Here is a 23,880-nt window from a genome sequence, read left to right as displayed (position 1 = left end):
AGGCGCCGGCCGCAGGCTCAAGGGCGGATCTCACTGCGATCGCGACACATTCCGAAGACCCATTCTGCAACAGGCTCTATGGGTGACGACGCAACCCGTCGATCAGCAGATCAACCATGCGCCTGGTATGGGCGATGCCGTCCTCATCCGATGAAACCGACAGATTGCCGATCGCGCGCAGCAGGTCGAAGGCCGGGATGTCGTCGCGGATCCGGCCGGTGGCGGCGGCAGCATTCAGAAGGGCTGTGAGGGCAGGTTCGAAATGGGCGCGGAAATAGGCGGGCAGTACATCGAAGGCCGGGTCGCCCGAATGGAGCGCGGCGGCGAGGCCCTTCTTGGTGGCGATGAAGGCGGTATAGCGGCGGAGCCACAGGACCAGCGCTTCGGCTGGCGGATGACGGGCGGCCAGGGATGCGGCCTCGGCGGCGCAGGCATCGACCTCGCGCCGGAACACCGCCGCCACCAGATCGGCGCGTTTCGGGAAGCGGCGATACAGCGTGCCGACGCCGACGCCGGCGCGGCCTGCAATCTCTCTGACCGGCGCCTCGACGCCTGAGATCGCAAACACCACCTTTGCCGCTTCGAGCACCGCATCCTCGTTTCGGCGCGCATCGGCACGCACGCGCCGTTCCACAGGCGGCATGTCGTCGTGCGGCGTGCCGTCCTGCGACACTGTCGGGTCGTGGGACATCGGGCCTCCATTGCCGGTCGGGCACGCTGCCGTCACCGGGCCTGTTGATAAATGGAACGAAGTTCCGTATATGATTCCCATGCGGATCAACGTTCCGTTTTTCGACAGGCTGGTCCGCTTCTCCGCTCTATAGCGACGTGGCGCCGGTTCCACCATCCCGAAACAGGGGCATCACCGCCATGAACAATCTGATCCGCCCGGCCCGGCACATTCCGGTCACCGATCCGACGCCCACCCTCTCGGTCAATCCGGTGACGTTGCCGGCGGCCGGACGCGGGCTGCCGCTGGAACTGCGGGTCACGGCGCCGGTGAGCGGGCATGATCTGGGCGTCATCCTGATCTCGCATGGCCATGGCCCTTCGCTCTATCTGCCGTCGAAGGATGGCTATGGGCCGCTGGTCGATTTCTATGCCGCGCGCGGCTTCGTGGTGATCCAGCCCACCCATGCCAATTCGAAGGTGGCCGGGCTCGCCCCCGATGCCCCGGGGGGGCCGCTGTTCTGGCGGTCGCGGGTCGCGGATATGACGCTGATCCTGGACCGGCTCGACGATGTCGTGGCGGCGGTTCCGACACTTGCCGGCCGTGTCGATCGAAACAAGGTTGCCGCGGTCGGACATTCCATGGGTGGCCAGACGGTGGGCATGCTGCTGGGCGCCCGGCTGACCGATCCCAACGACGCGACCGCGACCGATGTGTCGCTGATCGAGCCGCGCATCAAGGCGGGCGTCCTGCTGGCCGCCCCCGGCCATGGCGGTGACAGCCTCAGCGATTTTGCCCGCACGGCATATTCGGCGCTGAACCCCGATTTCTCCCAGATGACCACGCCCACATTGGTGGTGGTGGGCGACAGCGACGTGAACCCGCATCTGAGCCCGCGCGGCGCGGACTGGCACACCGACCCGTTTCACCACAGCCCCGGTGCCGACCATCTGCTGACCCTGTTCGGCGGCCGGCACGGGCTGGGCGGGATCGCCGGCTATGACGCCAAAGAGACCGATGACGAAGATCCCGACCGTCTGGAGGTCACCCGGCGCCTGAGCTGGGCCTATCTGCGATCGGCGCTCTATGCCGGCGATCCGGCGTGGGCCCTGGCCTGCGCTGCGCTGGCGGCGCATGCCGGCGCCAGCGGCCGGGTCGACGGCAAGCGGCGCCTCACCCCCTGAAGATCACCCGGCGGTGATAATCCAGAAAGGCCGGGTGCGGGTGCAGATCGCGTGGGCCGCCCGATCCCGCCTCCGGCTGCGCGCAACCACTGTTGATTGCGTCGAGGCGAAATCTTACAGCATCAAGGGGTGGCTCGACCAGGTGCCGCAGCGGGCGGTGCTCCGGCCGACCGGGTGGCGATCTGGCGGCGGGCGCGGCGCTTGTGCCACCAGATCACCACCCCGGTGATCGAGACCAGGGCGAGCGCCACACCCGCGACCGCGATCAGAATACGGCCGGCAAGCCCGCCGATGCGGCCGGAATGCAGCGGGAACTGAAGCTGAAGGAACACATCGCCCACCGTGCCCTGGCCGGGGATGCTGGCCAGCAGCACCGCACCGGTTGAATCGTCGAGATAGAGATGCGGATGGCCGGTGTCGATGGCCCAGGGGCCATGCGGTTCCGGCTCGTCGAGGCTGATGATATAGACCCCGAACGCCGCGTAATGATAGGCGTCGACCGCCTGCGCCGGCAGGCCGCTGGCGGCGGCATGAGCCTCGCCACGGGCCGCGGCCTGTTCGAAACTGAGGCCGGGCGGGGGCGGGTTGGCACGATAGCGGGGCGCGCCGACCTCGCGCGCGCTGGGGGACAGATCCGCCACCAGAGACAACAGCGGCCGCATCACCTGGGCTTCCAGGTTCAGCGACACGCTGCTGATCGCCAGCACCAGAAACACAGCCCACAGCCACAGGCCCGGCGCGCGGTGCAGATCGAGCACCCGGCGATGGCTGCCGGTGCCCCGCAATGACAGGCCGGGCTTGATCTTCCAGGCCGGCGCCCAACCGGCGCCGAAGCCACGGGTGAAGGGGCGGCGGCCGCGCGGCAGGGTCAGCCACAGCGCCACGACCGCATCCAGCGCCCAGATCAGCGCCACCACCCCCAGCAGCCATTTGCCGACCGGCCCGGCGGTCAGCGAATAATGGAAGGTGTAGAGAAAGGGCATGATCGCAGTCATCTGGTCGCGCCGACCCAGAATGTCGCCGGTCACCGGATCGACGAAGACCTGATCATAACCCGGTGACAGGGTTCCCGGCCGGGGCAGGACCGTGACCAGCACCGCCTCGCCCGCCCTGGGTACCAGCGGCAGGGCGGTGACGGCGATGTCGGGATCGATCGCCGTGACCCGGGTCACGATGTCATCGGGCGTCAGCACCGGTCCGCGCCCCGGCACCTGGAACAGCGCCGGGTTCAGCCAGGCATCGAGTTCATGCTGGAAGGTGATGGCGCTGCCGGTCAGCCCGGCCAGCACCAGGAACAGCGCGGTCGACAGCCCCGCCCAGCGATGAACCCTGACCCAGAGACCGCGCATCAGGATGCCCTTACCAGCGGTATTTGAGCGAGGCGGTCACCGCCCGGCCGGCGCCCCAATAGCAGGCATTGGCCGACAGGCAGGTGGAGACATAGGTTTCGTCGAGCAGGTTGGTGGCGTTGACGGCGAGGCTCGCACCCGCGGCATCGGGGCTGAGCCGGCCCAGATCGAACCGCAGCCCGGCATCGAACAGGGTCACGCCCGGGGATTTGAACTGATTGTCCAATTCGCCATAGAGATGGCCGATATAGCGCACGCCGGCGCCCAGCCCCAGCCCGTCGGCGACGCCATTGTCGAAGCTCTTGTCCAACCAGAGGGCGGCGGTGTTGCGCGGCACGAAGGCCAGTTGCCGGCCAAGCTGTGCGTCGCGTTCGGTTTCAGTGATTTCGCTGTCGCTATAGGCATAGCTTGCGATCGCGCGGTAGCCCTCGCCCAGATCGGCATGGGCTTCCACCTCCAGCCCCTTCACCTCGACCTCGCCGCTCTGGATGAAGGCACCGCCGGTGGTGCTGGTGGCGACATTCTCCTGCACCAGATGATAGGCCGAGACCGTGATCATCGAGTTATAGCCGACCGGTTGATAGCGCAGCCCGATTTCAGCCTGCCGGCCTTCCATCGGCTCAAGCGGCCGGCCGTCAGGCGTTGAGCCGCCAAGCGGCTGAAACGAGGTCGTGTAGCTGATATAGGGGGCGAGGCCGTTGTCGAAGGCATAGACCAGGCCGGCGCGGCCGGTGAATGCCTCGTCATCGTGACGGACAATGGTGCCGTTGGTATCGGTCTTGGCCTCGGCGTGGTCATAACGCCCGCCAAGCATCAGATGCCAGCGCCCCAGGCTCATCAGGTTCTGGACATAGACGCCGGTCTGGCGGCGGGTCTGGTCGATGCTGGTGCCGACTGGCGGCACGGTGATGCCGCCCGAATAGACCGGGTCGAAGACATCGATCGGCGCGACCATCGCAAGCTGGGTCTCGTCGAAATGGCTGTTCTCGTGAAGCAGATCGACGCCGATCAGCAGATCATGGCCAACCGGACCGGTCTCGAAACGGGCCTCGGCGCGGGTGTCGGCGGTGAGGCTGCGGGCGGTTTCGGGGAAGGCCCATGCATAGCGGTAGAGGGTCTGATCCGATAGCGCATAGCCCTGCACCCGCCGGGTGCTGGTGTCGACATCGGCATAGCGCAGGCTGTGGCTGACGGTCCAGACATCGTCCAGCCGGTGCTCGACCTCGTAGCCCAGCATCCATTGCTCGTTGGTGAACAGGTCGTAATCGGGCTCGCCCACGAAACGATTGGTGGGGATATAGCCGTCGGGATGCGGATAGAGCGTGCCGATCGAGGGCAGGACCGGCGCGCCGCCGCCGCCTTCCGAGCGGATCTTCTGGTATTGCGACAGCACCGTCAGTGTCGTGTCGTCGCCGGCCCAGGTGAATGCCGGGGCCACGAAGATCTTGTCCTCCTCGACATGGTCATACTGGGTGTCGGCCTCGCGCCCGACCACGGTCAGGCGATAGAGCAGACGGTTGTCGTCATCCATGGCGCCCGAGAAATCGCCGGCCAACTGCCGACGGCCATAGCTGCCGGTGCCAAGCTCGATCTCGTTCAGCCTGTCGGCGGTGGGGCGCTTGGATGTCATGCCCAGCAGGCCGCCGGGCGCGTTCTGGCCATAGAGCACCGAGGCCGGGCCCTTCAGAACCTCGATGCGTTCAAGGCCATAGGGCTCGATGCGCGGCTGGGCATAGCCGCGCGACCCGAAGGGCAGGCGCAGGCCATCGAGATAACGCCCGGGGGTGAAGCCGCGCACCGTGAACCAGTCGAGCCGGAGATCGACATTGCCATACTGGCTGATCACGCCCGGCGCATAGCGCAGCGCCTGGGTGACGGTGTCGGAGCCCTGCATGTCCATCTGATCGCGGGTGACGACCGATATCGCCTGGGGGGTGAGGATGATCGGGGTGTCGGTCTTGGATGCCGTGACCGAATGGCTGGCGGCGATGCCGGCGACCGCGCCGCGTGCCGTGCCCTGACGCCCGGCATCGATGGTGAGCGGATCGAGCCGGGTGGTGCCGGCCTCGGCTGGCGGCAGAGCTTCCAGCATCACCGCCCGCGGGCCGGTGATGCGATAGGTGAGGCCGGTGCCCGACAGCAACTGGCGCAGGGCCTGTTCACTGTCGAGCCGGCCGCGGACGCCTGGGGAGACGATGCCGGCATCGAGCCCGGCGGCGAAGCCCGCATTCCAGCCGGTGGCGCTGCTGAAGGCATTGATCGCCTGCACCAGCGGCTGGCGGGGGATGTCGAAATCATGGCGCTGATCCTCGGCGGCAACCGGCGCACCCGAGATCTGCGCGGCGGCGCGGCCGGTGATGCCGGGACCGGACAGGATGGCGGCGCCGACCAGGGCGACGCCGGCCATGGTCGCGCGGCGCGCCGGCCGTGCGGCGGCGCGCCGTCCGGATGTGGGGCAAAGGGGCTGATGCCGTGTGGTCATGAGGAACGTCCCGCCTGTGCGTCACCGATAGGGTGGGGCGTGCCACATGTCTTGCGATTGCGTCTCGCATGCAATTACGCCCCGGAGACCTGACGCGTCAGGCCGGGGGATCGCGTAAATTTTTTTATGAGGACATGTCCGGGGCGCCGGGATCAGCGCAGGATCAGCAGCATGCCGGTCAGGCGGGTGACGCGCGCGCCGGCCACGGCGGCAAGCGACTGCGTGCTGTCGGCCGGGTCGTCGAGCCGGTAATTGCCGGTGACCCGGCGGCTGGCGAGGGCCGGATCGGTGATCAGGATGCGCCCCGGCAGATAGCGGTCGAGTTCGGCCAGCACCTCGCCGAGCGGCCGGTCGGCGAAGACCAGCCGCCCGTCCAGCCAGCCCAGGCTCTGGGCCGGATCGGGGCGGGTGACGGCGCCGGGGCCGGTGTCGTCGAGACGCAGGGCGTCGCCGGCGGTGAGTGCCACGCTGCGGCCGGCGGCGCCGGCTTCGACCCGGCCGCTGCGGACCTGAACCCTGACGGCGTCATCGGCGGTGAAGCCGACGGCGAAGGCGGTGCCGGTGACCCGGACCATCGCCGGGCCGGCCGCGACCGTGAATGGCCGCGCGCCATCGGGTGACACCTCGAAGAAGGCCCGCCCGCCCAGCAGGCGCAGATGCCGGCCGGTGTCGTCGATGGTGACGGCAATCGCCGTGTCGGTGTCGAGGGTGACGCGCGAGCCATCGGCCAGCATCATCACCCGACGCTCGCCGGTGGCGGTGATCGCATCGGCCTGAAGCCGCACCGGCAGATCGAGGGCGGCGCCGATACCGACCGCCACCAGAACCGAGGCGGCGAGCGCCAGCCGACGCAGAACCGGCCGGCGCCGGCGCGCGGCGGCCGCGTCGGATATAGCATCGGGGCTGCGCGCATCCGCAGGGGCCATGTCGGTGGTGGCAGCCTTCGCAATGGCGGTGGCGAAGACATCGGCGCCCCACATCGCCTCGACCCGGGCCAGAGCCGCGGCATGGGCTGGGTCGGCGGCGGCCCAGGCGGCCAGCGCCTCGGCCTCGCCCGGGGCGGCATCGGGGTCGCGCACGCGGATGAACCGCTCAAGCGCGGCATCGATGATGGCCGCATCGGTTGTGACCGGGTCCATGGTGTCGCGGGTGCCGGTCATTGGCGGGGGCCCGCCATGAAACTGCCCAGACAGGCGGCCATCGCGTCCTTCAGATCCTTCTGAACCGTGCTGGTCGAGACGCCAAGAGATGTCGCCACCTCGCCATAGCTGCGGCCTTCCAGCCGGCAGGCGACCATCACCCGGCGCTGGCGCGGCGTCAACCGTGACATCGCCTGCTCCAGCCGGTCGAGCAACTGGCGGTCGCCGACCTCGGCTTCGGGGGTCGGGGTGTCGGCGGCGATCCGGGCCATGTCGTCATCGGCATCGCCCTGGCCGACCACGGCGCCCTGGCGGCGTTCGCGACGCAGATGGTCGAGCGCCAGATTGCGGGCGGTGCGGAACAGGAACGGCTCCAGATGCTGAACCTGGGTATGCGCCAGCGCGGCGCGGACCTTCAGATAGGTCTCCTGCGCCAGATCCTCGGCCACCGCCAGGCTGCCGACGATGGATGTCAGGCTGCGCACCAGAACGCGGCGCTGGCCGGTATAGACGTGATTGAGCCGGTCGAGCGCCGTTCGGTCCAAGATCCGCGATATCCCGAAGAGCCCAGCGGGCATCACCGGCGGCGGCAGGCCATCCGGATATATCTGAGAAGACCGTAGTTTAGAGAGAATGCGACTTATTTGCAATAACCTGATCGCAGGCCCCGATATGTCAGCGTCCATCACCCCGGCGGGCGGCGAAACGGCCCTGTTCCGCGCGGAAGGCGGCACCGCGCGCAGCACCGGTGAATTGGTCGATATCGATCAGCGACGCAGCGGAAAGCGGCGCGATGCCACTGGCGTTCAGCATCCGCTTGTTCATCCGCAAGGGGGTGGCGGGTTTGGCGGCCAGCCGGTCGGCCATGATCCGGGCGGCATCGAGGGCGGTGGCGTCGGCATCGGCGATGCCGTCGACCAGCCCCAGGGTGAGTGCCTGTTCAGCGGTGACATTGGTGCCGAGCAGCGCCATGCGACGGGTGGCCTGAAGGCCGATGGTGGCGATAAGACGCGGCAGGCATCCCCAGCCGGGCGTGATGCCGCGGTCGATTTCCGGCAGGCCGAACAAGGCACCCGCGCGGGCCACCCGGAAATCGCAGGCCAGCGCCATCACCAGCCCGCCACCCAGGGCATAGCCCTCGACGGCGGCGATGGTGACCGGCGGCAGGCTGGTCCAGGCCTCGACGGCCTCGCCGCCGGCGCGGGCGATCTGTTCGGCCAGGGCCTCGTCCGCGCCATCGGCCAGGGCCGCCACGCCCGGATCCGCCAGATCGAACCCGCCGCTGAAGGCCGTGTCCGATCCGTGCAGGATCACCACCGCGATCTCCGGTCGGCGGGCCAGATGGCGCGCGGCATCGGTCAGGTCGTGCAGCAGGGCCGGGGAGAGCGGATTGACCTGCCGGGCCGGGCGGTCGAAACGCACCGTGGCGACCGGTCCGGCGATCGAGACGGAGACGGCGGAGGATGGTTGATCGGTCATGGCATCGTGTGTCCTGAGAATGAGGGTGGCCCGGATCCTGCGCGTTGCCGGCCGGAACGGCAACCGGCTGCCGGCGCATCTTGACAGACCGACCGATCGGTTGGTTAATGCTCCGTATGACCGACACCGATCGCCTCACGGCCCGCTCAACCACTGCCCGCTCAACCCAGGCTCAGCGCGCGCGCACCCGCCCCGCGCGGCGCCGGGAGCGTGGCGAGGAAACCCGCGCTCTGCTGCTCGACGAGGCCGAGCGGCTGTTCGCCGCCCATGGCTTTCATGGCGTCGGGCTGGCGGCGCTGGCCGCGGCCAGAGGCCTGGGCAATGCCGGGCTGCTGCATCATTTCCCCAGCAAGGCCCGGCTCTATGGCGCGGTGTTGGCGCGGGTGGGCGCCGAACTCGACGCCCTGCTGGACGCGGCCCTGGCCGATGCCGGAGGTCCGCGGGATGCCGCCTGCGCGATGGTGCGGGTGCAGGCGACCTGGACGGCGGAGCGGCCGCAAGGCGCGCGGCTGGTGCTGCGGGAACTGCTCGACAATCTCGACCGGGTGGGGCGGGCGCGCAGCCTGCCGCTGGCCGGCTATGTCGACCGGATGTGCCGGGTGATCGAGGCCGCGCAAGCGGCCGGCCATGTGGCGGCGGGGCCGGTGGTTCTGCCGCTGACCCAGCTTCTGGGCGGTTTCGCCTATGCCCTGGCCGTTCGGCCGACCTTTGCCCAGATGCGGCCGCAAGACGCCGTGCTGGCCAGCGATGCCGCATTCGTCGACGCCCTTGTGGCGCTGGCGGAGGCGGCGTTGTTCACCGGAGGACATGCCCATGCCGACCCCGATGCCCGCTGAGCCGACGCCCCCTGAGCCGATGCCGGCCGCAGCCGACATCCCCGACCGGCTGGCACTGCTGGACCGGGCCTGCGCCAGCCTGGCGCGCGGCCGGCCGGAAATGCCGGATGCGATGTATCACAGCCCGGTCCGCCGCTATATCGACCCGGCGCGGCTGGCGGCCGAACAGCGGCTGATCCGCCGTTACCCGCAGATGGCGGCGGCATCCGCCGAAATCCCGGCACCGGGCGACTGGTTGGCCCGTGACATCTCGGGCGTGCCGGTGCTGCTGGTGCGCGATGCCGACGGCCGGGTGAACGCGCTGCTCAACGCCTGTCGCCATCGCGGCGTGCGGGTGACGGAGGCCGGCTGCGGATCGGGCCGGCGCAGCTTCACCTGCCCCTATCATGCCTGGACCTATGGCGCCGACGGGGCCTTGAAATCGGTGCCCAAAGCCTTCGGCTTCCCGGACCTGGACAAAGCGACGCGCGGCTTGCGGCGGTTGGCGGTGGCGGAATGCGGCGGACTGATCTGGGTGGCAACCGATGCCGATCATGCGGGGGTCGATATCCGCGCGCATCTCGGCACCGTCGGTGACGATCTGGAGGCGCTGGGTTTCGCTTCGCACGTGCCATATGCGCCACGTGAATTGCCGCTTACCTGCGACTGGAAGCTGGTGCTCGACGGGTCGTTCGAGGCCTATCACTTCAAGATCGCCCACAAGGCGACCATCGCGCCGATGTTCGCCGACAATCTGCAGGTGATCGACGAGTTCGGGCTGAACCGCCGGCTGTATCTGGTCAAAGCGGCGCTGGACCCGACGGCCCCGCCGAGGCCCGAAGACTTCACCACCCGCGGCTTCGGCAACATCTTCTATTTCGTGTTTCCGAACACGCTGATCCTGGTGCAGCCCGATCATGCCCAGGTGACGCGGGTGGAGCCGGCGGGTGTCGGCGCCTCTGTGCTGCACGACGTGGCGCTGGTGCCCGAGGTGCCGGCGACACCGAAGGCGCTGCATCACTGGCAGCGCAACATCGACATCTACCGCGCGGCACTGGGCGAGGATTACGTGCTGGCGGAATCGACCCAGTCGACGCTGACCACCGGCGCCAATGACACGCTGATCTTCGGCGGCTTCGAATTCGCCGCCGCGCGGTTCCACGATCAGCTTGAGGCCGAACTGGCGGCGATGGCGTCCGGCTGATCGGGCGATGCCCCGATCAGCCGGATGTGACAGGCCGGTGCCTTACGGCTTCACCGCCGCGGTCACGATCACCTCGACCCGGTATTCCGGGGCGGCGAGCTTCGCCTCGCCAGTGGCGCGGGCGGGGCTGTGGCCGGGCACGACCCACTTGTCCCAGACCGCGTTCATCTCGGCGAAATCATTGATGTCGGCCAGCCAGATGATTGCCTGAAGGATGCGGCTGCGGTCGCTGCCGGCCCGTTCCAATGCGGCATCGACTTCGGCCAGCGCATCGGCGGTCTGCTCGGCGACGCTGCGGCCGGGGGTGCCGACCTTGCCGGCCAGCCAGACCATGCCGTTATAGACCACGCCGTCGCTCATCCGCGGGCCGGGATTGACGCGGCGGATATCGGGGTTGCTGTCGGTCATGATGTCGGGGTCTCCTTGGATCGTCTCGGGATGTCGCGGTGCGCGTTCCGGGGCGTGCGCCCCGATTCCCGCGCCGTTCCGGGCTTCCGCCCGGCTGGTGATAGGTGTACCAGTGTGGTCGACCCGCCGCCAAGCTTCCGGAGCACGCGCGCCATGACCCCGACCGATCTTCGTGCCCGCGTGCTGTATCGCGACCAGCTTGTGGTGATCATCGACAAGCCCGCCGGGCTGCCGGTCCATGCCGGTCCGCGCGGCGGACCCAATCTGGAGTTGTATCTGGATGCGCTGCGCTTCGGATACAAGGAACAGCCATCGCTGGCCCACCGGCTGGACCGCGACACCAGCGGCTGCCTGGTGCTGGGCCGCAACCGGCGCGGACTGGCCCGGCTGGGCCGGATGTTCGCCGGTGGCCGGGTGGAGAAGGTCTATTGGGCGGTGACCGACGGCATCCCCGATGCGCCGGAAGGCCGGGTCGATGCCCCCCTTGCAAAGCATACCCCCGGCCGGGGCTGGAAGATGGTCGTCGACCCGGCGGGCCAGGCGGCGGTGACCGACTGGCGGGTGCTGGGGCAGGCGGATGGCCGGGCCTGGATCGAATGCCGGCCCCGCACCGGCCGCACTCATCAGATCCGCGTGCATATGGCACATCTGGGCTGCCCGCTGGTCGGCGACCCGGTTTATGCCCATGGCGTGGGCGATGCCTTTGCCGATGAGATGCGCGGCCGGCTGGGATCGATGCTGCTGCATGCCCGCGCCATCACCCTGCCGCTGCACCCGGATGCGCCGCCGGTGACGGCGACAGCGCCGGTGCCGCCGCATATGCGCGCCGGATTGCAGGCGGTGGGCATGGATGGCGCGGCGGAAGACGCCTTCGCCCGCCGCCAGCGCGCCGAGGCCCTGGCGGCGGCCGAGGCCAGCCCCGCCGATGACGAGGCCGACGACCGCCTGCGGAGCCGCCGTCATCGCGGCCTGCATCGCGGCCCTGCCGGGCGCGATGATGGAGGCCGCGATAACGGAGGGCGGGGCGGCTTCGGCGGTCGCTGACCGCTGAGCCGTCAATCGGCGGTGTGGCAGACCATGCCGGCGCTGCGGCCGCGCAGCGCGCACAGGCCGATCGAGCGCCAGCCGGGTGGATGGCCGGCCAGATCCAGCACCGTATCGGTGGCGACCACCGCCAGATCCGCCTGTTTGGCGACACTCTCGATCCGGGCTGCCACATTCACCGGATCGCCGATCACGGTATAATCCAGCCGGGCATCATCGCCCACCGGGCCGCAATAGACCGTACCGGCATGAACCGCCACCGCCACGGCGGGGCGGTGCGGGGGGATGCCCTCGGCGGCCAGCGCCGTGCCGGCCCAGGCCTCGACATCGGCCGCGATCGCGCGGGCGGCATGCAGAGCGGCACGTGCGGCGGCGGCGGGATCGGCGTCACCGGTGGCACCGAACAGCGCCAGCACGCCATCGCCCACGAAGCCGGCGATCATGCCGCCATGGACGCCGACCACCTGTCCGACCCAGCGGCGATAATCGCCGAGCAGCCGGCCGGTGGCCTGCGGGTCCAGCCGTTCGGCCATGGCGGTCGATCCGCGCAGATCGACGAAGACGATCGCCAGATCCCGCCGTCCACCCAGCGCATCGGGGCTGGTGGCGGGATCGGCCATCATGGCCGCGATCTCGGCCGGCAGGAACCGGCCAAGCCGGCCGGCGCGGGCGGCTTCGGCCACCGCGCGCGCCACCATGCGCCGGTTGCGGGCGGCGGCGATGGCCAGCGCCACCCCCGCCAGCACCAGCATCAGCAGGCGGCCGATATTGGGCGGGGTGGCGTGCATGCCGTTGATCGCGGCGGCAAGCGCCGCCGGATCGGCCGGGATGTCGTGATTGGACAGCATCGGCAGGCCCAGCGCCATCACCAGCAGGCCGGTGACCATCAGGATGGCCATCGGGCGCAAGCGGATGGCGGCGATCGCAAGCAGCACCGGGGCCAGTGCTGCCGCGGTCAGCATCAGCGCATAGCGGCCGGGCAGTCCGGTCAGGACCAGCCCCGCCAGGACCGATCCGCCCAGCAGCACCGCGTCGGTCAGCGGAAACACCCAGGCCATCCAGCGCCGGTGGCGCCGGCGGATGGTGAGCAGCACCACGACGATGCCCAGCAGACCGAAGGCCCCGAGTGTGACCAGGGCGACCATCAGCCGGCGGTCGACGGCGCCGGTCATGGTCATGTCGGGCCGGATGATCAGCAGCGGTACCACCAGCGAGGCCAGCAGGATCACCGCCATGGCGATGCGCATCCAGCCGCCCAGCCGTTCGGCTTCGCGTTCGGCCGCGTCGATATCAGTGGGTGTGGCGTCGTTTCGATGGCGCGGCATCCGCGCGCTCACCGGCCGGCGAGCGCCGCCCGCAAGGCGTCGGCGGTCGCGGCCAGCGCCTCGGGCTCGGCGCGTGGCATTGGCCTGAAGGTGAGGTCGGTCTCGACGATCTGGCGGCGCGAGATCACGTCGGTCAGCTCGTGCATCGGCACGATATGAGCATGGGCATGGGCGACGTCGATGCCGGTGAAGGCGAAGCTCACCCGCTCCACGCCATAGATCCGCTTCATCTGGCGCGCCAGATCCTGACCCAGCGCCATGATCCGCGCCGCCGTGTCGGCGGGCAGATCCTCGAACCAGGCATGATGCCGGCGCGGAATGATCAGGGTATGGCCCGGCCGGATCGGCTGGATGTCGAGAAATGCCATCACTGTGTCGTCCTGATGGATGACATGGGCGGGCAGGTGGCCGCCGGCAATGGCGCAGAACAGGCAGGGCGTGTCGGTCATCGTTCACGAATCCAGGCTTGCGGGAGGGAAGGGTGGGGCAGCGGCGTGGCTGATACGCCGCCCGCAGTATAACCCGACGCGGTGGCGATGGCGCCTGCCCGGATGGAGGCCGCTACCAGATCCGGCTGGTGACGCTGGCCTGCGCCACCAGATGGCCTTCAGTATCGCGGACCGATACCGCGGTGACCGTGCCACCGCAGCCGCGTGACAGCACGGTGGTCTCGGTCACCAGATCGACGCCCTCGGCCGGACGCAGATAATGCATGACCAGGGTTTGAGTGGCGCCGCCGCGCAGGCCGTCGGGATCTGCCCCCGAGGCGGAAGCGGCGGCCCCGGCGATATCGGCCAGGGTGGCGATGACGCCGCCATGGACGATCCGGCCGGTGGTGACATTGGCCGGATCGAAGGGCAGGCGCAGGCGCACGTCGTCGCGCGCCAGTCTTTCGACCCGGATCGCCAGATGCCGGGCCACGGGGCCGGCGATGAGCACGTCATGGATGATGGCGGCGATCCGCGGATCGACGGTATCGGTATCGCGGTCGGCTTCTGAAATCCCGGGGGACATGATGGCACGGCCTTCCTGTTGCGGGGCGGGGTGGCGTTCAGGAAAGCGCGGCCGGCGCCGCCGGTCGATTACCCTTGAGGTCATGGCCGGCCTGAGGGAGGCGGAGGTGGTACGGCATCAGGAGAATTCGGTCAGGGTTAATTTATCATAGGTTGTGTTTCATCATGTCCATGTCTACCTTCTGGATCGGGGTCACAGGATCGGGGATGGAAGCCATGACGCTGGCCGGAACGGGTGCCGACGCGGTGCGCGCGGTTGCGGGAGAAGACGGCAGGGCCAAGGCGGGGCCCAGCCCCGCTGCGCTGGGGCTGGACGCCGCCCTTGGCTGGGCGGCCAGCCGGTCGCTGGCCGAGGCGATCAATGGCGGCACGTTCGCGCGGTTGGCCGCCGGGCGCGCCGACCCGACCGAGCTGGCGACGGCGGTGGGCCTGTCGGTCGACCGGCTGCTGGCACAGCTTGCGGCGCTGGGCGCGCAAGGGTTGCTCTATCTGGAAGATGATGGGCAGGTGATTCTGAATCCGCAGGCGCGGGATGCCGCCGCTGCGGCGGCGGCCCTGCTGGCGGCGGGCGTGCCTGCGGCACCGGCCGCCATCAGCTGGCCGGTGCTGGACCCGGCGATCGGCGGCTGGGCCGGGGCGCTGTTGCGGCCGCGCGGTCGCTGGCTGGTTCTGGGTGGTGACGCCGGCTTCGCCGAGGGCTTCGCGCGATCGGGCGCGGTCGAGGTGGTGCGGATCGACGAGAACGACCCGGCCTTCGCCGCCGCATTGGCCGATCCGGGGCAGGACTGGCCGCAAGGGTTGGACGGGGTGTTGGTCCTGCGTGGGCTGGGCCGCCAGCACAAATCGCTGATCTCGGCGGCGATCGAGGCATCGGAAGAAGCGCTTGGCCCCGATGGCCGCTTCGCCTGCCTGGATCTGATGCTGGATGACGACTATTCCGGGCCGCGCCATGCCGGTCTCTGGTCATACGCCCAGGCGGACCTTGGCAGCGAGGCACCGCCGCTGACCCTGAACTTTCTGGGGCTGCGGCTGGCCGAAGTGGGCTTCGCCCCGCCATCATCCGCCGATGCCCCGGATGGCATTCACCGTCTGGTGTGGAGCCTGCGCGACTGAGGGTCGCAGATCGATTGTCCGGTCACAGCACCGCTTGCCCGTGCCGGATGGCTGCGCCATCTTCGGCGGCATGAGCACGCGCCCCCAGAACAAGCCGGGTGATCGGCCCGGACCTGAGAGACCGCCGCGATCGCGCCGCAGATGGCGGCTGGTCGCGGGCGCTGCCGGCTGTGCCGCGGTGATCGCGGTCGGTGCCGTCCTGGTGCTGGCGCCGGACAGGGTGCGGGCGGTTCTGGGGCTGGATGGCGGCCATGCTGCAGCCGGCCATGTGGTGCGCAGCTTCCCCGATCCGGCCAGTCCGGATGCCGCCGCGCGGGCGGCGCTGTATGCAGCACTGGCCGAGATGCCGTCGGAACTCGACCCGGCCGACCCGGCCAAGGTGGCCGAGGGCGGGCGGCTGTATGCGACATATTGCGCCGCCTGCCATGGCCCCGATCTCGGTGGCGCGCCCGATTGGGACTGGCGCACGCCCCGGCCATCGGGGCGGATGGCGGCACCACCCCATGATGCGACCGGCCACACCTGGCATCACCCCGACCAGCATCTGTTCGCGCTGACCGCCCTTGGTCCCGGCCCGTTCGCGCCGCCGGGCTATCAGTCCGACATGCCCGGCTTCCGCGATCGGCTGAGCGATGACCAGATCTGGGCGATCCTGTCCTTCATCAAAAGCCGCTGGCCGGTGCCGGTTCGCGAGGCTCATGACCGGTTGTCGGCCGGGATGGCGCGGTGAGTGGCGCAGATGAGACGAGCACGCCGGACCCGCGGCTGCTGGATGCCGGCGGCTGGCGGCGGCTGGTGCCCTGGCTGAATGTGACCGAGGCGGGATGCACCGCAGGCGGTGCCGGTTTCATGGCCGTCGACGATGACGCGCTGGGCCGCGCCGCCGACAGCCTGCACGATCAGGGCTGGTTCGCGCTGCCGCCCTGCCTGCCGCCGGATCTGATCGACGGGCTTGGCCGCGGCATCAGCCGGCTGGCGGCGCTGGGCTGGCCGCCGGTGTTCATCCATGTCTTTGATCAGGCCTGGGCGCTGCAGGCGGCATTGACGCCGCTGGCCCGGCATCTGCTGGGCGACCGCTTCGCCGTGCTGCCGCATCTGTGGGCGTGGTGCGTGCCGCCGGTGGCGGGCGCGCGCGGCTGGCCCGGTCATCGTGACCTGATCGGCAACAGTGTGTTTCCGGGCGGCATTCACATGACGCTCAGCCTGTGGGTGCCGCTGGTCGATGCCACCCTGGACAATGGCTGCATACGGGTGGTGCCGCTGCCGGTGGAACGGGCCCTGCCCGATCGGCTTGAGACCATGATCGCCGACGGGCGGCTGGCCGCCGAACCCGAGGCGATCGGCACGCCCCTGCCGGCCGCAGCCGGGGCGGTTCTGGGCTGGCGCCAGGATCTGTGGCACTGGTCGGGGCGCGCCACAACCGCCGCTGCCGGCCCGCGGATCAGCATCGCGATCGAGATGCAGAACCGGGCCTTCGATGCGGTGGCGGAGCCGCTGATCGCGGCGGGCCATGGCCCCCGGATGCAGATGCGCGTCGACCTGATCCTGCGTGCGCTCCGAACCTATGCGCGGATGGAAAGCCTGCCCGGGCAGCTTCCGATTGACACTCTTGCGCAAGAATTCAAGTAAAAGATCTATTCAGGCGTGTGGCGCGATTTAATCTCTGTGGTTCAATAAGACATTTCATAATCGCCCACAGGTCGGGTGACGTTTCTGCTAAAATTGGCGCCTGTCTCGTAACATTGATGCCCTTGCCATTGTGCTTTCGTGCCTGGCGGCTATATTCAGCCCGACAACATACCAGTCGACGCCTCCGCGCGGTGTCGCGCGGAGCGGCTCAAGGAGTCCTACCGCATGACCGAGAACACCGCCGTCCGTGCAGGTACCGTCACGATCACGGACGATATCAGCGGGCAGAGCCACGAATTGCCGATCCTGAACGGTACGTCGGGGAATATGGTGATCGATATCCGCTCGCTCGGCGGGAAGACCGGCTATTTCACCTATGATCCGGGCTTCATGGCCACCGCCTCGTGCGAGAGCCGGATCACCTTCATCGACGGCGACAAGGGCGAGCTGCTCCATCGGGGTTACCCGATCGACCAGCTTGCCACCAAGAGCAACTTCCTTGAAGTCGCTTATCTGATGATGAACGGCGAGTTGCCCTCGAAGGACGAATACACGACCTTCGAGCGCAATATCACCCGCCACACCATGCTGCATGAGCAGCTGACCAAGTTCTTCACCGGTTTCCGCCGCGATGCCCATCCGATGGCGGTCATGGTGGGTGTGGTCGGCGCGATGTCGGCCTTCTATCACGACAGCACCGATATCAACGATCCGGCGCATCGGGTGATCGCCTCGCACCGGCTGATCGCCAAGGTGCCGACCATCGCCGCGATGGCCTATAAGTATTCGGTCGGCCAGCCTTTCGTGTATCCGCGCAACGATCTGGGCTATGCCGAGAATTTCCTGCACATGATGTTCTCGGTGCCGTGCGAGCCTTACGAGGTCAACCCGGTTCTGGCGCGGGCGATGGACCGGATCCTGATTCTGCACGCCGATCATGAGCAGAATGCCTCGACCTCAACCGTCCGTCTGGCCGGCTCGTCGGGGGCCAATCCCTTCGCCTGCATCGCCGCCGGCATCGCCTGCCTGTGGGGGCCCGCACATGGCGGCGCCAACGAGGCGGTGATCAAGATGCTGGAGGAGATCGGCTCGGCCGACAAGATCCCCGAATTCATCGCCCGGGCGAAGGACAAGGACGATCCGTTCCGGCTGATGGGCTTCGGTCATCGCGTCTATAAGAACTTCGACCCGCGCGCGACCATCATGCGCCAGACCTGCCACGAGGTTCTGGGCGAGCTTGGCATCAAGGACGAGCCACTGCTCGACATCGCCATGAAGCTTGAGAAGATCGCGCTTGAGGACGACTACTTCGTGCAGCGCAAGCTGTACCCGAATGTCGACTTCTATTCGGGCATCATCCTGCGCGCCATGGGCATCCCCACCAGCCTGTTCACGGTGCTGTTCGCCGTGGCCCGCACGGTTGGCTGGGTTGCCCAGTGGAACGAGATGATCGAGGATCCCACCCAGAAGATCGGCCGCCCGCGCCAGTTGTATATCGGTGCCGCCGCCCGCGATTATGTGGAACTGGGTCAGCGCTGATCCACGGACCCCATCGGGGGCCGCACCAGCGACCGCAGACAAGCGACCGCCCTCCGAGCCAGGCTCGGGGGGCGGTTTGCGTTGCGGGGGGAGGGAGCGGTGGCGTCGCGTTTCACGCGTGTCGGGCGGGGGCGCATACGACCATCGCGCGCCTTTGCCGCTGGTGCTAGTCTGGTCGCCGACGGCTCCGGGGGGTAAGCCGGGAAGCCGATAGCCCGGGAAGCCGGCCGGGGGCGGGCGCCGCAGCGCGCATGGGGGAGGGGAGCGACAGCGAATGGATCGGAAGATCTGGGGCGTGACGCTGGCGGTGCTGGCATTGGGGTGTGCCGCATTCCAGATCGTGCGCATCCAGGACCAGCGTCGCCAGGTGATCGTCGAAACCGAGCGGCAGCTTCTGCATGATGCGACCGGCCTGGAACGGACGGTCCAGGGTGTGATGCAGGGTGTGGAGGCTTCGCTGACGCTGGCATCTGCCCGGCTGCTGGCGGCGGGTTTTCCGGCGATGGATGCCCCGACGGTCGTGCAGATCCTGCAGCGCGCCGTGTCGCCAGGGCTTGTGCCCACCGCCATCTGGGCGATGGATGACCAGGGACAGGTGCGCGGCGGCGTTGGCGATGTGCCATCGCCGGCGCTGGCCACGGCCGATGCGCCGGTTTTCGCGGTGCACCACCGTGCCCGGCCCCTGCAGCCGGCCTATGCCCAGCAACTGATGCGCGACGGCATGTTCCTGACCATCGCCGGCACCGGGGAGGCCGGCGGCAATGGCGACGACCGGCACGTTCTGGTCGCCAGCCGGGCGATTGCCGCCATGGAAGACGAGACCGGCGGCCGGGACGCGGCCAGTGGGGGATTGGGCCTTCAGGGCGCCGGCTTCAAGGGCGTCGTGGTGATGATGCTGTCGCGTGACGTCCTGGCCGGGCCGCTGGTGGCGGCGGCCGATCCTGGCCGGGTGGCGCTGGGGCTGTCGGATGCGGGTGGACGGCTGCTGCCGCTGACGGCGTTGGACCGCCCCCACCGCCGCCGCATGACAGCCGATGCCGCGGCGGGCGCGACGCCAGCCGGCCCGGTGTCGGCCGATCTTGTATCGGGCGGCCCGGTGTCGGCCGATCTGGTGGCGGAACGGCCGGTGGCGGGCTTTCCGATCTCGGTCACGCTCGGGCGGTCGCGGTCGCAGGTGCTGGACGGCTGGCGCGACCGGCTGATGGCCGATGCCGGCATGGGGTTGATGCTGGGACTGATCGGCGGCGCCGCCATCATGCTGATGGTGCTGCCGCGCCGTGGCGGTCCGCCCGGCACCCGACAGGCTGCCGGTGGAGACGATCATCTGCACGCCCTGGAACGCGGTGCCGCGTCGATCTGGCATTTCGACGCCGATGGTCGCCGGATCGCGGTGATGCCGGCGATCGCGACGGTCGGTGCCGGCCGGCATGATCTGGACGATCTGCTGAACCACCTGCATCAAGCTGACCGAAACGCCCTGTCGACTGCCATCGACGACGTCATGGCCGGTCGCGACAATACGCTTGAGGTGGTCGTGACGGTGCCCGCTGCGGGTGGCGGCGTGCATTTCCTGCGGTGGCTGGGCGGGCTGGCCCGCGAGCCCGCCGCCACGGCCGGCAAGGATGGTCCCCGGCCCCCGACCCGGCATCTGGTGGGCGTGATCCACGACATCACCGCCCAGGAAGCCCGACACCGCGAGACCCAGGAACGCATCCGGTCGCTGCATGAAATCCAGTCGCTGGCCGGCATCGCCTCGTGGAGCTGGCCGATCGGCGCTGCGCGGGTGTGGTGCGCCGCCGAATTGTTCCAGGCCTTCGGTATCGAGATGTCGGCGGATAGCGGCATCGACGCCCCGCAATTCCAGGCGATGGTGCTGCCCGAAGACCGGCCGCGGGTGCGGGACGCGCTGAGCCGTGCCCGGCGTGGCACGCCGGCGCCGCTGGATTTCCGGCTGCTGCGGGTGGACGGGCAGATCATGCACATGGTGGGGGCGGCAGCGCCCGGCTTCGATGCGGCCGGGCGGGTGGTGCGGATCAATGGTGCGCTGGAAGTGACCCGAACCGCCCGGCCGGCTCAATCCAGGGCGGCAGACGGCGTGGTGTGACGGCGGTCGCTTGCATCCGGTGGCCGGGGCGGTCAGGCTTGGCGCCGGGGTCCGCCTGCTCGGCCGCGCCCCCGCCGTCCATCCATGCCCCGTCAGGAACGCTTCATCAATGGCTCAATCAATGATTGCAGGTTCCATCCCGTCCGCCTCGTCTTCCGCCTCTGCCGCGGCACCGCTGCGGGTCTGTGTGGCCGGGGTAACCGGCTGGACCGGCAATGCCGTCGCCCGCGCCATCGCCGCCAGCCCCGATCTGGTGCTGGTGGCCGGGGTTGCGCGCAAGGCCGCCGGTCAGACGCTGGCGGCGGTGGTCGGCCAGCCCCAGGCCGGTCACGCGGTTGGCGATGTGATGGTGGATGCCGACCTGGCTACCGCACTCGCCCGGGGTGGCATTGACGTGCTGGTCGATTACACCCATCCCACCACGGTTGCCGGCCATGTCGAGGCGGCGCTGGCGGCCGGCGTGCATGTGGTGATCGGTACCTCCGGCCTGGATGCCGCGGCTTATGACCATATCGATCGGGCGGCCAGGGCGGCCGGGCGCGGCGTGGTCGCCAGCGGCAATTTCGCGGTCACCGCGGCCCTGGCCACCCGGTTCTCGCTGATCGCCGCCCGCTATATTCCGCATGTCGAGGTGGTCGAGATCGCCGGCCCCGCCAAGCCCGATGCGCCATCGGGCACCGCGCGCGAACTGGCGGAGCGTCTGGGCCGGGTGGCAAGGCCGCCGATGCCGGCCGGCACCGAACCGGTGGCGCCCGACCGGGTGATCGGCGACGCCGCCCTGCGCGGCGGCACCATCGGCGGCGTGCAGGTGCATTCGCTGCGCCTGCCCGGCTATGCTGCATCGATCGATGCCCATTTCGCCGTGGCCGGTGCCCGGCTGGTGGTGTCGCATGATGCCGGCAAGGATGCCGCGGCCTATGTCGACGGCACGCTGCTGGCGGTGCGGCGGGTGCCGGGGGTGACCGGGCTGGTGCGCGGGCTGGACGTGCTGCTGTTCGGGCCTGATGAGGCCGACGGCGCGGCCATGACGGCGGTGCGGGCATGAGCAGCGCCGGCACCACCCGCACCGCCGATGGCGGCCGCGCGCAACCCCACGCGACCGGCGGCGCCGACCGGCCGCTATTCCTGGACCGGGCGGTGCGCCATGCGGCCTTCGCCCTGCTGGTGCTGGCCGGGCTGCTGTTCCTGGTGCTGGCGCTGGCGGTGGATGGCGATTACGCCTGGCCGCTGCTGGTGATCGCGCCGCTGATCGCGGTGGGTGTGGTCGACATCCGACAGACCGTTCATGCCATCCGCGTCAACTATCCGGTGGTGGGGCATCTGCGCTGGATCTTCGAGGATCTGCGCCCCTATCTGCGCCAGTATATCGTCGAAGACGATCTGGAGGGCCGGCCCTATAACCGGCTGGCCCGCACGCTGGTCTATGAACGCGCCAAGGGCGACGAGGATGCCCAGCCGCTGGGCACCCAGCTGGATGTCTATGCCCAGCGCTATGAGGTGCTGGTGCATTCGGTGGCGCCGCATCCGGTGGCGACAGAGCCGTTCCGGGTGATGGTGGGCGGCCCGCACTGCCTGAAGCCCTACAGCGCCCAGGTGCTGAACATCTCGGCGATGAGTTTCGGATCGTTGAGCGCCCGGGCGATCGAGGCGCTGAACGCCGGTGCCGCGCGTGGCGGATTCTATCACGACACCGGCGAGGGCGGGCTCAGCCCCTATCACCGCATGCATGGCGGCGATATCGTCTGGGAACTCGGATCAGGTTATTTCGGCTGCCGCGACGATCAGGGCCGTTTCGATCCCGACCAGTTCGCCGAGACCGCCCGGCTCGATCAGGTGAAGATGATCGAGATCAAGCTGAGCCAGGGGGCCAAGCCCGGCCATGGCGGCATGCTGCCCGGCCCCAAGGTCACCGCCGAGATCGCCGCCACCCGCAAGGTGCCGGAAGGGGTGGACTGCATCTCGCCGGCCCGTCATTCGGCCTTCGACACGCCTGAAGGCATGATGCGTTTCGTGCAGCAATTGCGCGACCTGTCAGGCGGCAAGCCGGTCGGCATCAAGCTGTGCGTGGGCCAGCCTCATGAGATCTTCGCGATCGTCAAGGCGATGCTGAGCACCGGCATCCTGGTCGATTTCATCGTCGTCGACGGCGCCGAGGGCGGCACCGGTGCCGCGCCGCGCGAATTTTCCGATCATCTGGGCCTGCCGATGCGCGAAGGGCTGGTGCTGGTGCGCAACGCTCTGGTCGGCGCGGGGCTCCGGCCGCATGTGAAGATCGCGGCGGCCGGCAAGATGACCAGCGCCTTCGATCTGGCGGCGGCGCTGGCGATCGGCGCCGACTGGTGCAATGCCGCCCGCGCCTTCATGTTCGCGATCGGCTGCGTGCAGTCGGTGAAATGCCATACCGGCCGCTGCCCGACCGGTGTCGCCACCCAGGATCCCGATCGCCAGAAGGGGCTGGTGGTGGAAGACAAGGCCGAACGGGTGCGCCGCTATCAGGCCCGCACCGTGCACGCGCTGGCCGATCTGGTCGCGGCCGCCGGCCTGGACCATCCCGATCAGCTCGAACCGCGCCACCTGCTGCACCGCCGCTCGCCCAACGAGATCGTGCCGATCGACCGGCTGTATCCGTTCCTGAAGTCGGGCGTGCTGATCGAGGCGCCCGATGCCACACCCTATGCCGCCGACTGGGCGGCGGCCGACCCTGCCAGCTTCGCGCCGCGCCGGATCGGATAGGTGCGTGATCCCGGGGATTGTCCACAGGCTCCGTTCAGGGGGGGGCGGCGCGATTGTCCCAAGGTCTCACGCGACGACACGCTGGCACGAAGCGTCCCCGCGACCGCTCTCATCGGCGCGACTTTCACCTATTGGTTCAATTGAGCCCTGACCCTGCCGGTCAGGGCTGCCTTTCAGCATCCAATTCTCCCTCAAGTCTGTCTCGCAGCATCGCCACGACGCGGTGCGCTGTCGTGATGTCTTCAAACGAAAGACCCTCCGCCAGCATATTGACCCTGGGGCTGTAGGCGTTGATCGCGGCCTCGTAGGCCCGGCGGCCTTTGTCGGTCAGCACCACCAGATGCGCTCGGCGATGGTGAGGGTTGGGCTGGAACTCGACCAGTTCCTCCTTGTGCAGATCGTTGACGATGCGCTGCACATTCTGCCGATTCGCGCCGAGGTCGCGGGCGATCCACGCCACCGGCTGGGATCGCTGTGAAAGGACGATCGCGCCGAGAACCTGCCATCGGGCGCTTGTCAGCCCGAAGGGTGCGACCAGCCTGTCGCCCCATGCGAGCGTCAGGTTGTTTGCCCGAAACATGGTCAGGATCAGGTCGGTCAGGGCGTCGGCCTTCGGAGTCGTGGTCGCTTCGCTCATTCGTTACCATCTA

22 protein-coding genes are annotated in these 23,880 nt (G+C 69.1%); 11 read left to right on the top strand and 11 right to left on the bottom strand.

Annotated elements, in window-relative coordinates:
• Positions 1–76: 76 nt before the first annotated feature.
• Positions 77–691 (bottom strand): TetR/AcrR family transcriptional regulator, encoded by a 615-nt coding sequence (locus IEW15_RS07205; RefSeq protein ID WP_188576259.1) that lies wholly within the window; start codon positions 689–691, stop codon positions 77–79.
• 179 nt (positions 692–870) lie between these two features.
• Here IEW15_RS07205 and IEW15_RS07200 point away from each other — a divergent pair, with 179 nt between their 5' ends.
• Complete coding sequence (locus IEW15_RS07200) at positions 871–1,854, top strand: alpha/beta hydrolase family protein (RefSeq protein ID WP_188576256.1); 984 nt, start codon at positions 871–873, stop codon at positions 1,852–1,854.
• Between the two features lie 122 nt (positions 1,855–1,976).
• Here the strand turns inward: IEW15_RS07200 and IEW15_RS07195 are convergent, their stop codons facing one another.
• The 5 genes from IEW15_RS07195 to IEW15_RS07175 form a co-directional block, all read right to left on the bottom strand.
• Entirely contained in the window at positions 1,977–3,203 is a 1,227-nt protein-coding gene (locus tag IEW15_RS07195; protein WP_188576254.1) for a PepSY-associated TM helix domain-containing protein, read from the bottom strand.
• 10 nt (positions 3,204–3,213) lie between these two features.
• Positions 3,214–5,685: a TonB-dependent siderophore receptor gene (locus IEW15_RS07190; RefSeq protein WP_188576252.1), complete on the bottom strand. Its 2,472-nt coding sequence runs from the start codon at positions 5,683–5,685 to the stop codon at positions 3,214–3,216.
• 152 nt (positions 5,686–5,837) lie between these two features.
• Positions 5,838–6,845 carry a FecR family protein gene (locus tag IEW15_RS07185; protein WP_229707886.1) on the bottom strand — a complete coding sequence of 336 codons (1,008 nt, stop codon included), beginning with the start codon at positions 6,843–6,845 and terminating at the stop codon, positions 5,838–5,840.
• Entirely contained in the window at positions 6,842–7,369 is a 528-nt protein-coding gene (locus IEW15_RS07180; protein ID WP_188576251.1) for an RNA polymerase sigma factor, read from the bottom strand. The genes IEW15_RS07185 and IEW15_RS07180 overlap by 4 nt, the downstream gene beginning before the upstream one ends.
• A gap of 130 nt (positions 7,370–7,499) precedes the next feature.
• The gene (locus tag IEW15_RS07175) at positions 7,500–8,303 is read right to left on the bottom strand and encodes an enoyl-CoA hydratase/isomerase family protein (RefSeq protein WP_188576249.1); all 804 of its coding nucleotides are present in this window, start codon (positions 8,301–8,303) and stop codon (positions 7,500–7,502) included.
• A gap of 116 nt (positions 8,304–8,419) precedes the next feature.
• Here IEW15_RS07175 and IEW15_RS07170 point away from each other — a divergent pair, with 116 nt between their 5' ends.
• A complete protein-coding gene (locus IEW15_RS07170) occupies positions 8,420–9,139 on the top strand; it encodes a TetR/AcrR family transcriptional regulator (RefSeq protein ID WP_188576248.1) in 720 nt (239 codons plus the stop codon).
• Complete coding sequence (locus tag IEW15_RS07165; RefSeq protein ID WP_229707885.1) at positions 9,117–10,322, top strand: aromatic ring-hydroxylating oxygenase subunit alpha; 1,206 nt, start codon at positions 9,117–9,119, stop codon at positions 10,320–10,322. The genes IEW15_RS07170 and IEW15_RS07165 overlap by 23 nt, the downstream gene beginning before the upstream one ends.
• Positions 10,323–10,364: 42 nt before the next feature.
• Here IEW15_RS07165 and IEW15_RS07160 read toward each other — a convergent pair whose 3' ends face one another.
• Positions 10,365–10,730 (bottom strand): RidA family protein, encoded by a 366-nt coding sequence (locus IEW15_RS07160; protein WP_188576246.1) that lies wholly within the window; start codon positions 10,728–10,730, stop codon positions 10,365–10,367.
• Between the two features lie 153 nt (positions 10,731–10,883).
• On the opposite strand from IEW15_RS07160, the gene IEW15_RS07155 reads away from it, so the two are divergent.
• Positions 10,884–11,774 carry an RluA family pseudouridine synthase gene (locus IEW15_RS07155; RefSeq protein WP_188576244.1) on the top strand — a complete coding sequence of 297 codons (891 nt, stop codon included), beginning with the start codon at positions 10,884–10,886 and terminating at the stop codon, positions 11,772–11,774.
• A gap of 11 nt (positions 11,775–11,785) precedes the next feature.
• On the opposite strand, the gene IEW15_RS07150 is transcribed toward IEW15_RS07155, so the two are convergent.
• The 3 genes from IEW15_RS07150 to IEW15_RS07140 form a co-directional block, all read right to left on the bottom strand.
• Positions 11,786–13,099: an adenylate/guanylate cyclase domain-containing protein gene (locus IEW15_RS07150; protein ID WP_188576242.1), complete on the bottom strand. Its 1,314-nt coding sequence runs from the start codon at positions 13,097–13,099 to the stop codon at positions 11,786–11,788.
• 8 nt (positions 13,100–13,107) lie between these two features.
• On the bottom strand, positions 13,108–13,548 hold the full coding sequence (locus IEW15_RS07145) for an HIT family protein (RefSeq protein WP_188576240.1): 441 nt from the start codon (positions 13,546–13,548) through the stop codon (positions 13,108–13,110).
• Positions 13,549–13,660: 112 nt separating this feature from the next.
• Entirely contained in the window at positions 13,661–14,113 is a 453-nt protein-coding gene (locus IEW15_RS07140; RefSeq protein ID WP_188576237.1) for a PaaI family thioesterase, read from the bottom strand.
• Positions 14,114–14,277: 164 nt separating this feature from the next.
• Here IEW15_RS07140 and IEW15_RS07135 point away from each other — a divergent pair, with 164 nt between their 5' ends.
• From IEW15_RS07135 to IEW15_RS07105, 7 genes are all read left to right on the top strand, one after another.
• Positions 14,278–15,225, top strand: a complete 948-nt coding sequence (locus tag IEW15_RS07135; protein ID WP_188576235.1) for a hypothetical protein — start codon at positions 14,278–14,280, stop codon at positions 15,223–15,225.
• Positions 15,226–15,295: 70 nt separating this feature from the next.
• Positions 15,296–15,955, top strand: a complete 660-nt coding sequence (locus IEW15_RS07130) for a c-type cytochrome (protein ID WP_188576233.1) — start codon at positions 15,296–15,298, stop codon at positions 15,953–15,955.
• The gene (locus tag IEW15_RS07125; protein WP_188576231.1) at positions 15,952–16,854 is read left to right on the top strand and encodes a phytanoyl-CoA dioxygenase family protein; all 903 of its coding nucleotides are present in this window, start codon (positions 15,952–15,954) and stop codon (positions 16,852–16,854) included. Before IEW15_RS07130 ends, IEW15_RS07125 begins: the two co-directional genes overlap by 4 nt.
• Before the next feature lie 225 nt (positions 16,855–17,079).
• Positions 17,080–18,393 (top strand): citrate synthase, encoded by a 1,314-nt coding sequence (gene gltA, locus IEW15_RS07120; RefSeq protein WP_188576229.1) that lies wholly within the window; start codon positions 17,080–17,082, stop codon positions 18,391–18,393.
• Between the two features lie 274 nt (positions 18,394–18,667).
• The gene (locus tag IEW15_RS07115) at positions 18,668–20,497 is read left to right on the top strand and encodes a PAS domain-containing protein (RefSeq protein ID WP_188576227.1); all 1,830 of its coding nucleotides are present in this window, start codon (positions 18,668–18,670) and stop codon (positions 20,495–20,497) included.
• 109 nt (positions 20,498–20,606) lie between these two features.
• The gene (gene dapB, locus IEW15_RS07110) at positions 20,607–21,542 is read left to right on the top strand and encodes a 4-hydroxy-tetrahydrodipicolinate reductase (protein ID WP_229707884.1); all 936 of its coding nucleotides are present in this window, start codon (positions 20,607–20,609) and stop codon (positions 21,540–21,542) included.
• The gene (locus tag IEW15_RS07105; protein WP_188576225.1) at positions 21,539–23,230 is read left to right on the top strand and encodes an FMN-binding glutamate synthase family protein; all 1,692 of its coding nucleotides are present in this window, start codon (positions 21,539–21,541) and stop codon (positions 23,228–23,230) included. The genes dapB and IEW15_RS07105 overlap by 4 nt, the downstream gene beginning before the upstream one ends.
• A gap of 160 nt (positions 23,231–23,390) precedes the next feature.
• Here the strand turns inward: IEW15_RS07105 and IEW15_RS07100 are convergent, their stop codons facing one another.
• A complete protein-coding gene (locus IEW15_RS07100) occupies positions 23,391–23,867 on the bottom strand; it encodes a MarR family winged helix-turn-helix transcriptional regulator (protein ID WP_188576223.1) in 477 nt (158 codons plus the stop codon).
• Positions 23,868–23,880: the final 13 nt, after the last annotated feature.

It is taken from the genome of Tistrella bauzanensis (assembly GCF_014636235.1).
Taxonomy (GTDB): Bacteria; Pseudomonadota; Alphaproteobacteria; order Tistrellales; family Tistrellaceae; genus Tistrella; species Tistrella bauzanensis.
Note: the sequence above shows the minus strand (reverse complement) of the source record. Positions and strands in the feature narration are given on the sequence as shown.

Coding starts and splice junctions, on each gene's coding strand:
- IEW15_RS07205 (WP_188576259.1), bottom strand. CDS start 691: ATGTCCCACGACCCGACAGTGTCGCAGGACGGCACGCCGCACGACGAC.
- IEW15_RS07200 (WP_188576256.1), top strand. CDS start 871: ATGAACAATCTGATCCGCCCGGCCCGGCACATTCCGGTCACCGATCCG.
- IEW15_RS07195 (WP_188576254.1), bottom strand. CDS start 3,203: ATGCGCGGTCTCTGGGTCAGGGTTCATCGCTGGGCGGGGCTGTCGACC.
- IEW15_RS07190 (WP_188576252.1), bottom strand. CDS start 5,685: ATGACCACACGGCATCAGCCCCTTTGCCCCACATCCGGACGGCGCGCC.
- IEW15_RS07185 (WP_229707886.1), bottom strand. CDS start 6,845: ATGACCGGCACCCGCGACACCATGGACCCGGTCACAACCGATGCGGCC.
- IEW15_RS07175 (WP_188576249.1), bottom strand. CDS start 8,303: ATGACCGATCAACCATCCTCCGCCGTCTCCGTCTCGATCGCCGGACCG.
- IEW15_RS07170 (WP_188576248.1), top strand. CDS start 8,420: ATGACCGACACCGATCGCCTCACGGCCCGCTCAACCACTGCCCGCTCA.
- IEW15_RS07165 (WP_229707885.1), top strand. CDS start 9,117: ATGCCGACCCCGATGCCCGCTGAGCCGACGCCCCCTGAGCCGATGCCG.
- IEW15_RS07160 (WP_188576246.1), bottom strand. CDS start 10,730: ATGACCGACAGCAACCCCGATATCCGCCGCGTCAATCCCGGCCCGCGG.
- IEW15_RS07155 (WP_188576244.1), top strand. CDS start 10,884: ATGACCCCGACCGATCTTCGTGCCCGCGTGCTGTATCGCGACCAGCTT.
- IEW15_RS07150 (WP_188576242.1), bottom strand. CDS start 13,099: ATGCCGCGCCATCGAAACGACGCCACACCCACTGATATCGACGCGGCC.
- IEW15_RS07145 (WP_188576240.1), bottom strand. CDS start 13,548: ATGACCGACACGCCCTGCCTGTTCTGCGCCATTGCCGGCGGCCACCTG.
- IEW15_RS07140 (WP_188576237.1), bottom strand. CDS start 14,113: ATGTCCCCCGGGATTTCAGAAGCCGACCGCGATACCGATACCGTCGAT.
- IEW15_RS07135 (WP_188576235.1), top strand. CDS start 14,278: ATGTCCATGTCTACCTTCTGGATCGGGGTCACAGGATCGGGGATGGAA.
- IEW15_RS07130 (WP_188576233.1), top strand. CDS start 15,296: ATGAGCACGCGCCCCCAGAACAAGCCGGGTGATCGGCCCGGACCTGAG.
- gltA (WP_188576229.1), top strand. CDS start 17,080: ATGACCGAGAACACCGCCGTCCGTGCAGGTACCGTCACGATCACGGAC.
- IEW15_RS07115 (WP_188576227.1), top strand. CDS start 18,668: ATGGATCGGAAGATCTGGGGCGTGACGCTGGCGGTGCTGGCATTGGGG.
- dapB (WP_229707884.1), top strand. CDS start 20,607: ATGGCTCAATCAATGATTGCAGGTTCCATCCCGTCCGCCTCGTCTTCC.
- IEW15_RS07105 (WP_188576225.1), top strand. CDS start 21,539: ATGAGCAGCGCCGGCACCACCCGCACCGCCGATGGCGGCCGCGCGCAA.
- IEW15_RS07100 (WP_188576223.1), bottom strand. CDS start 23,867: ATGAGCGAAGCGACCACGACTCCGAAGGCCGACGCCCTGACCGACCTG.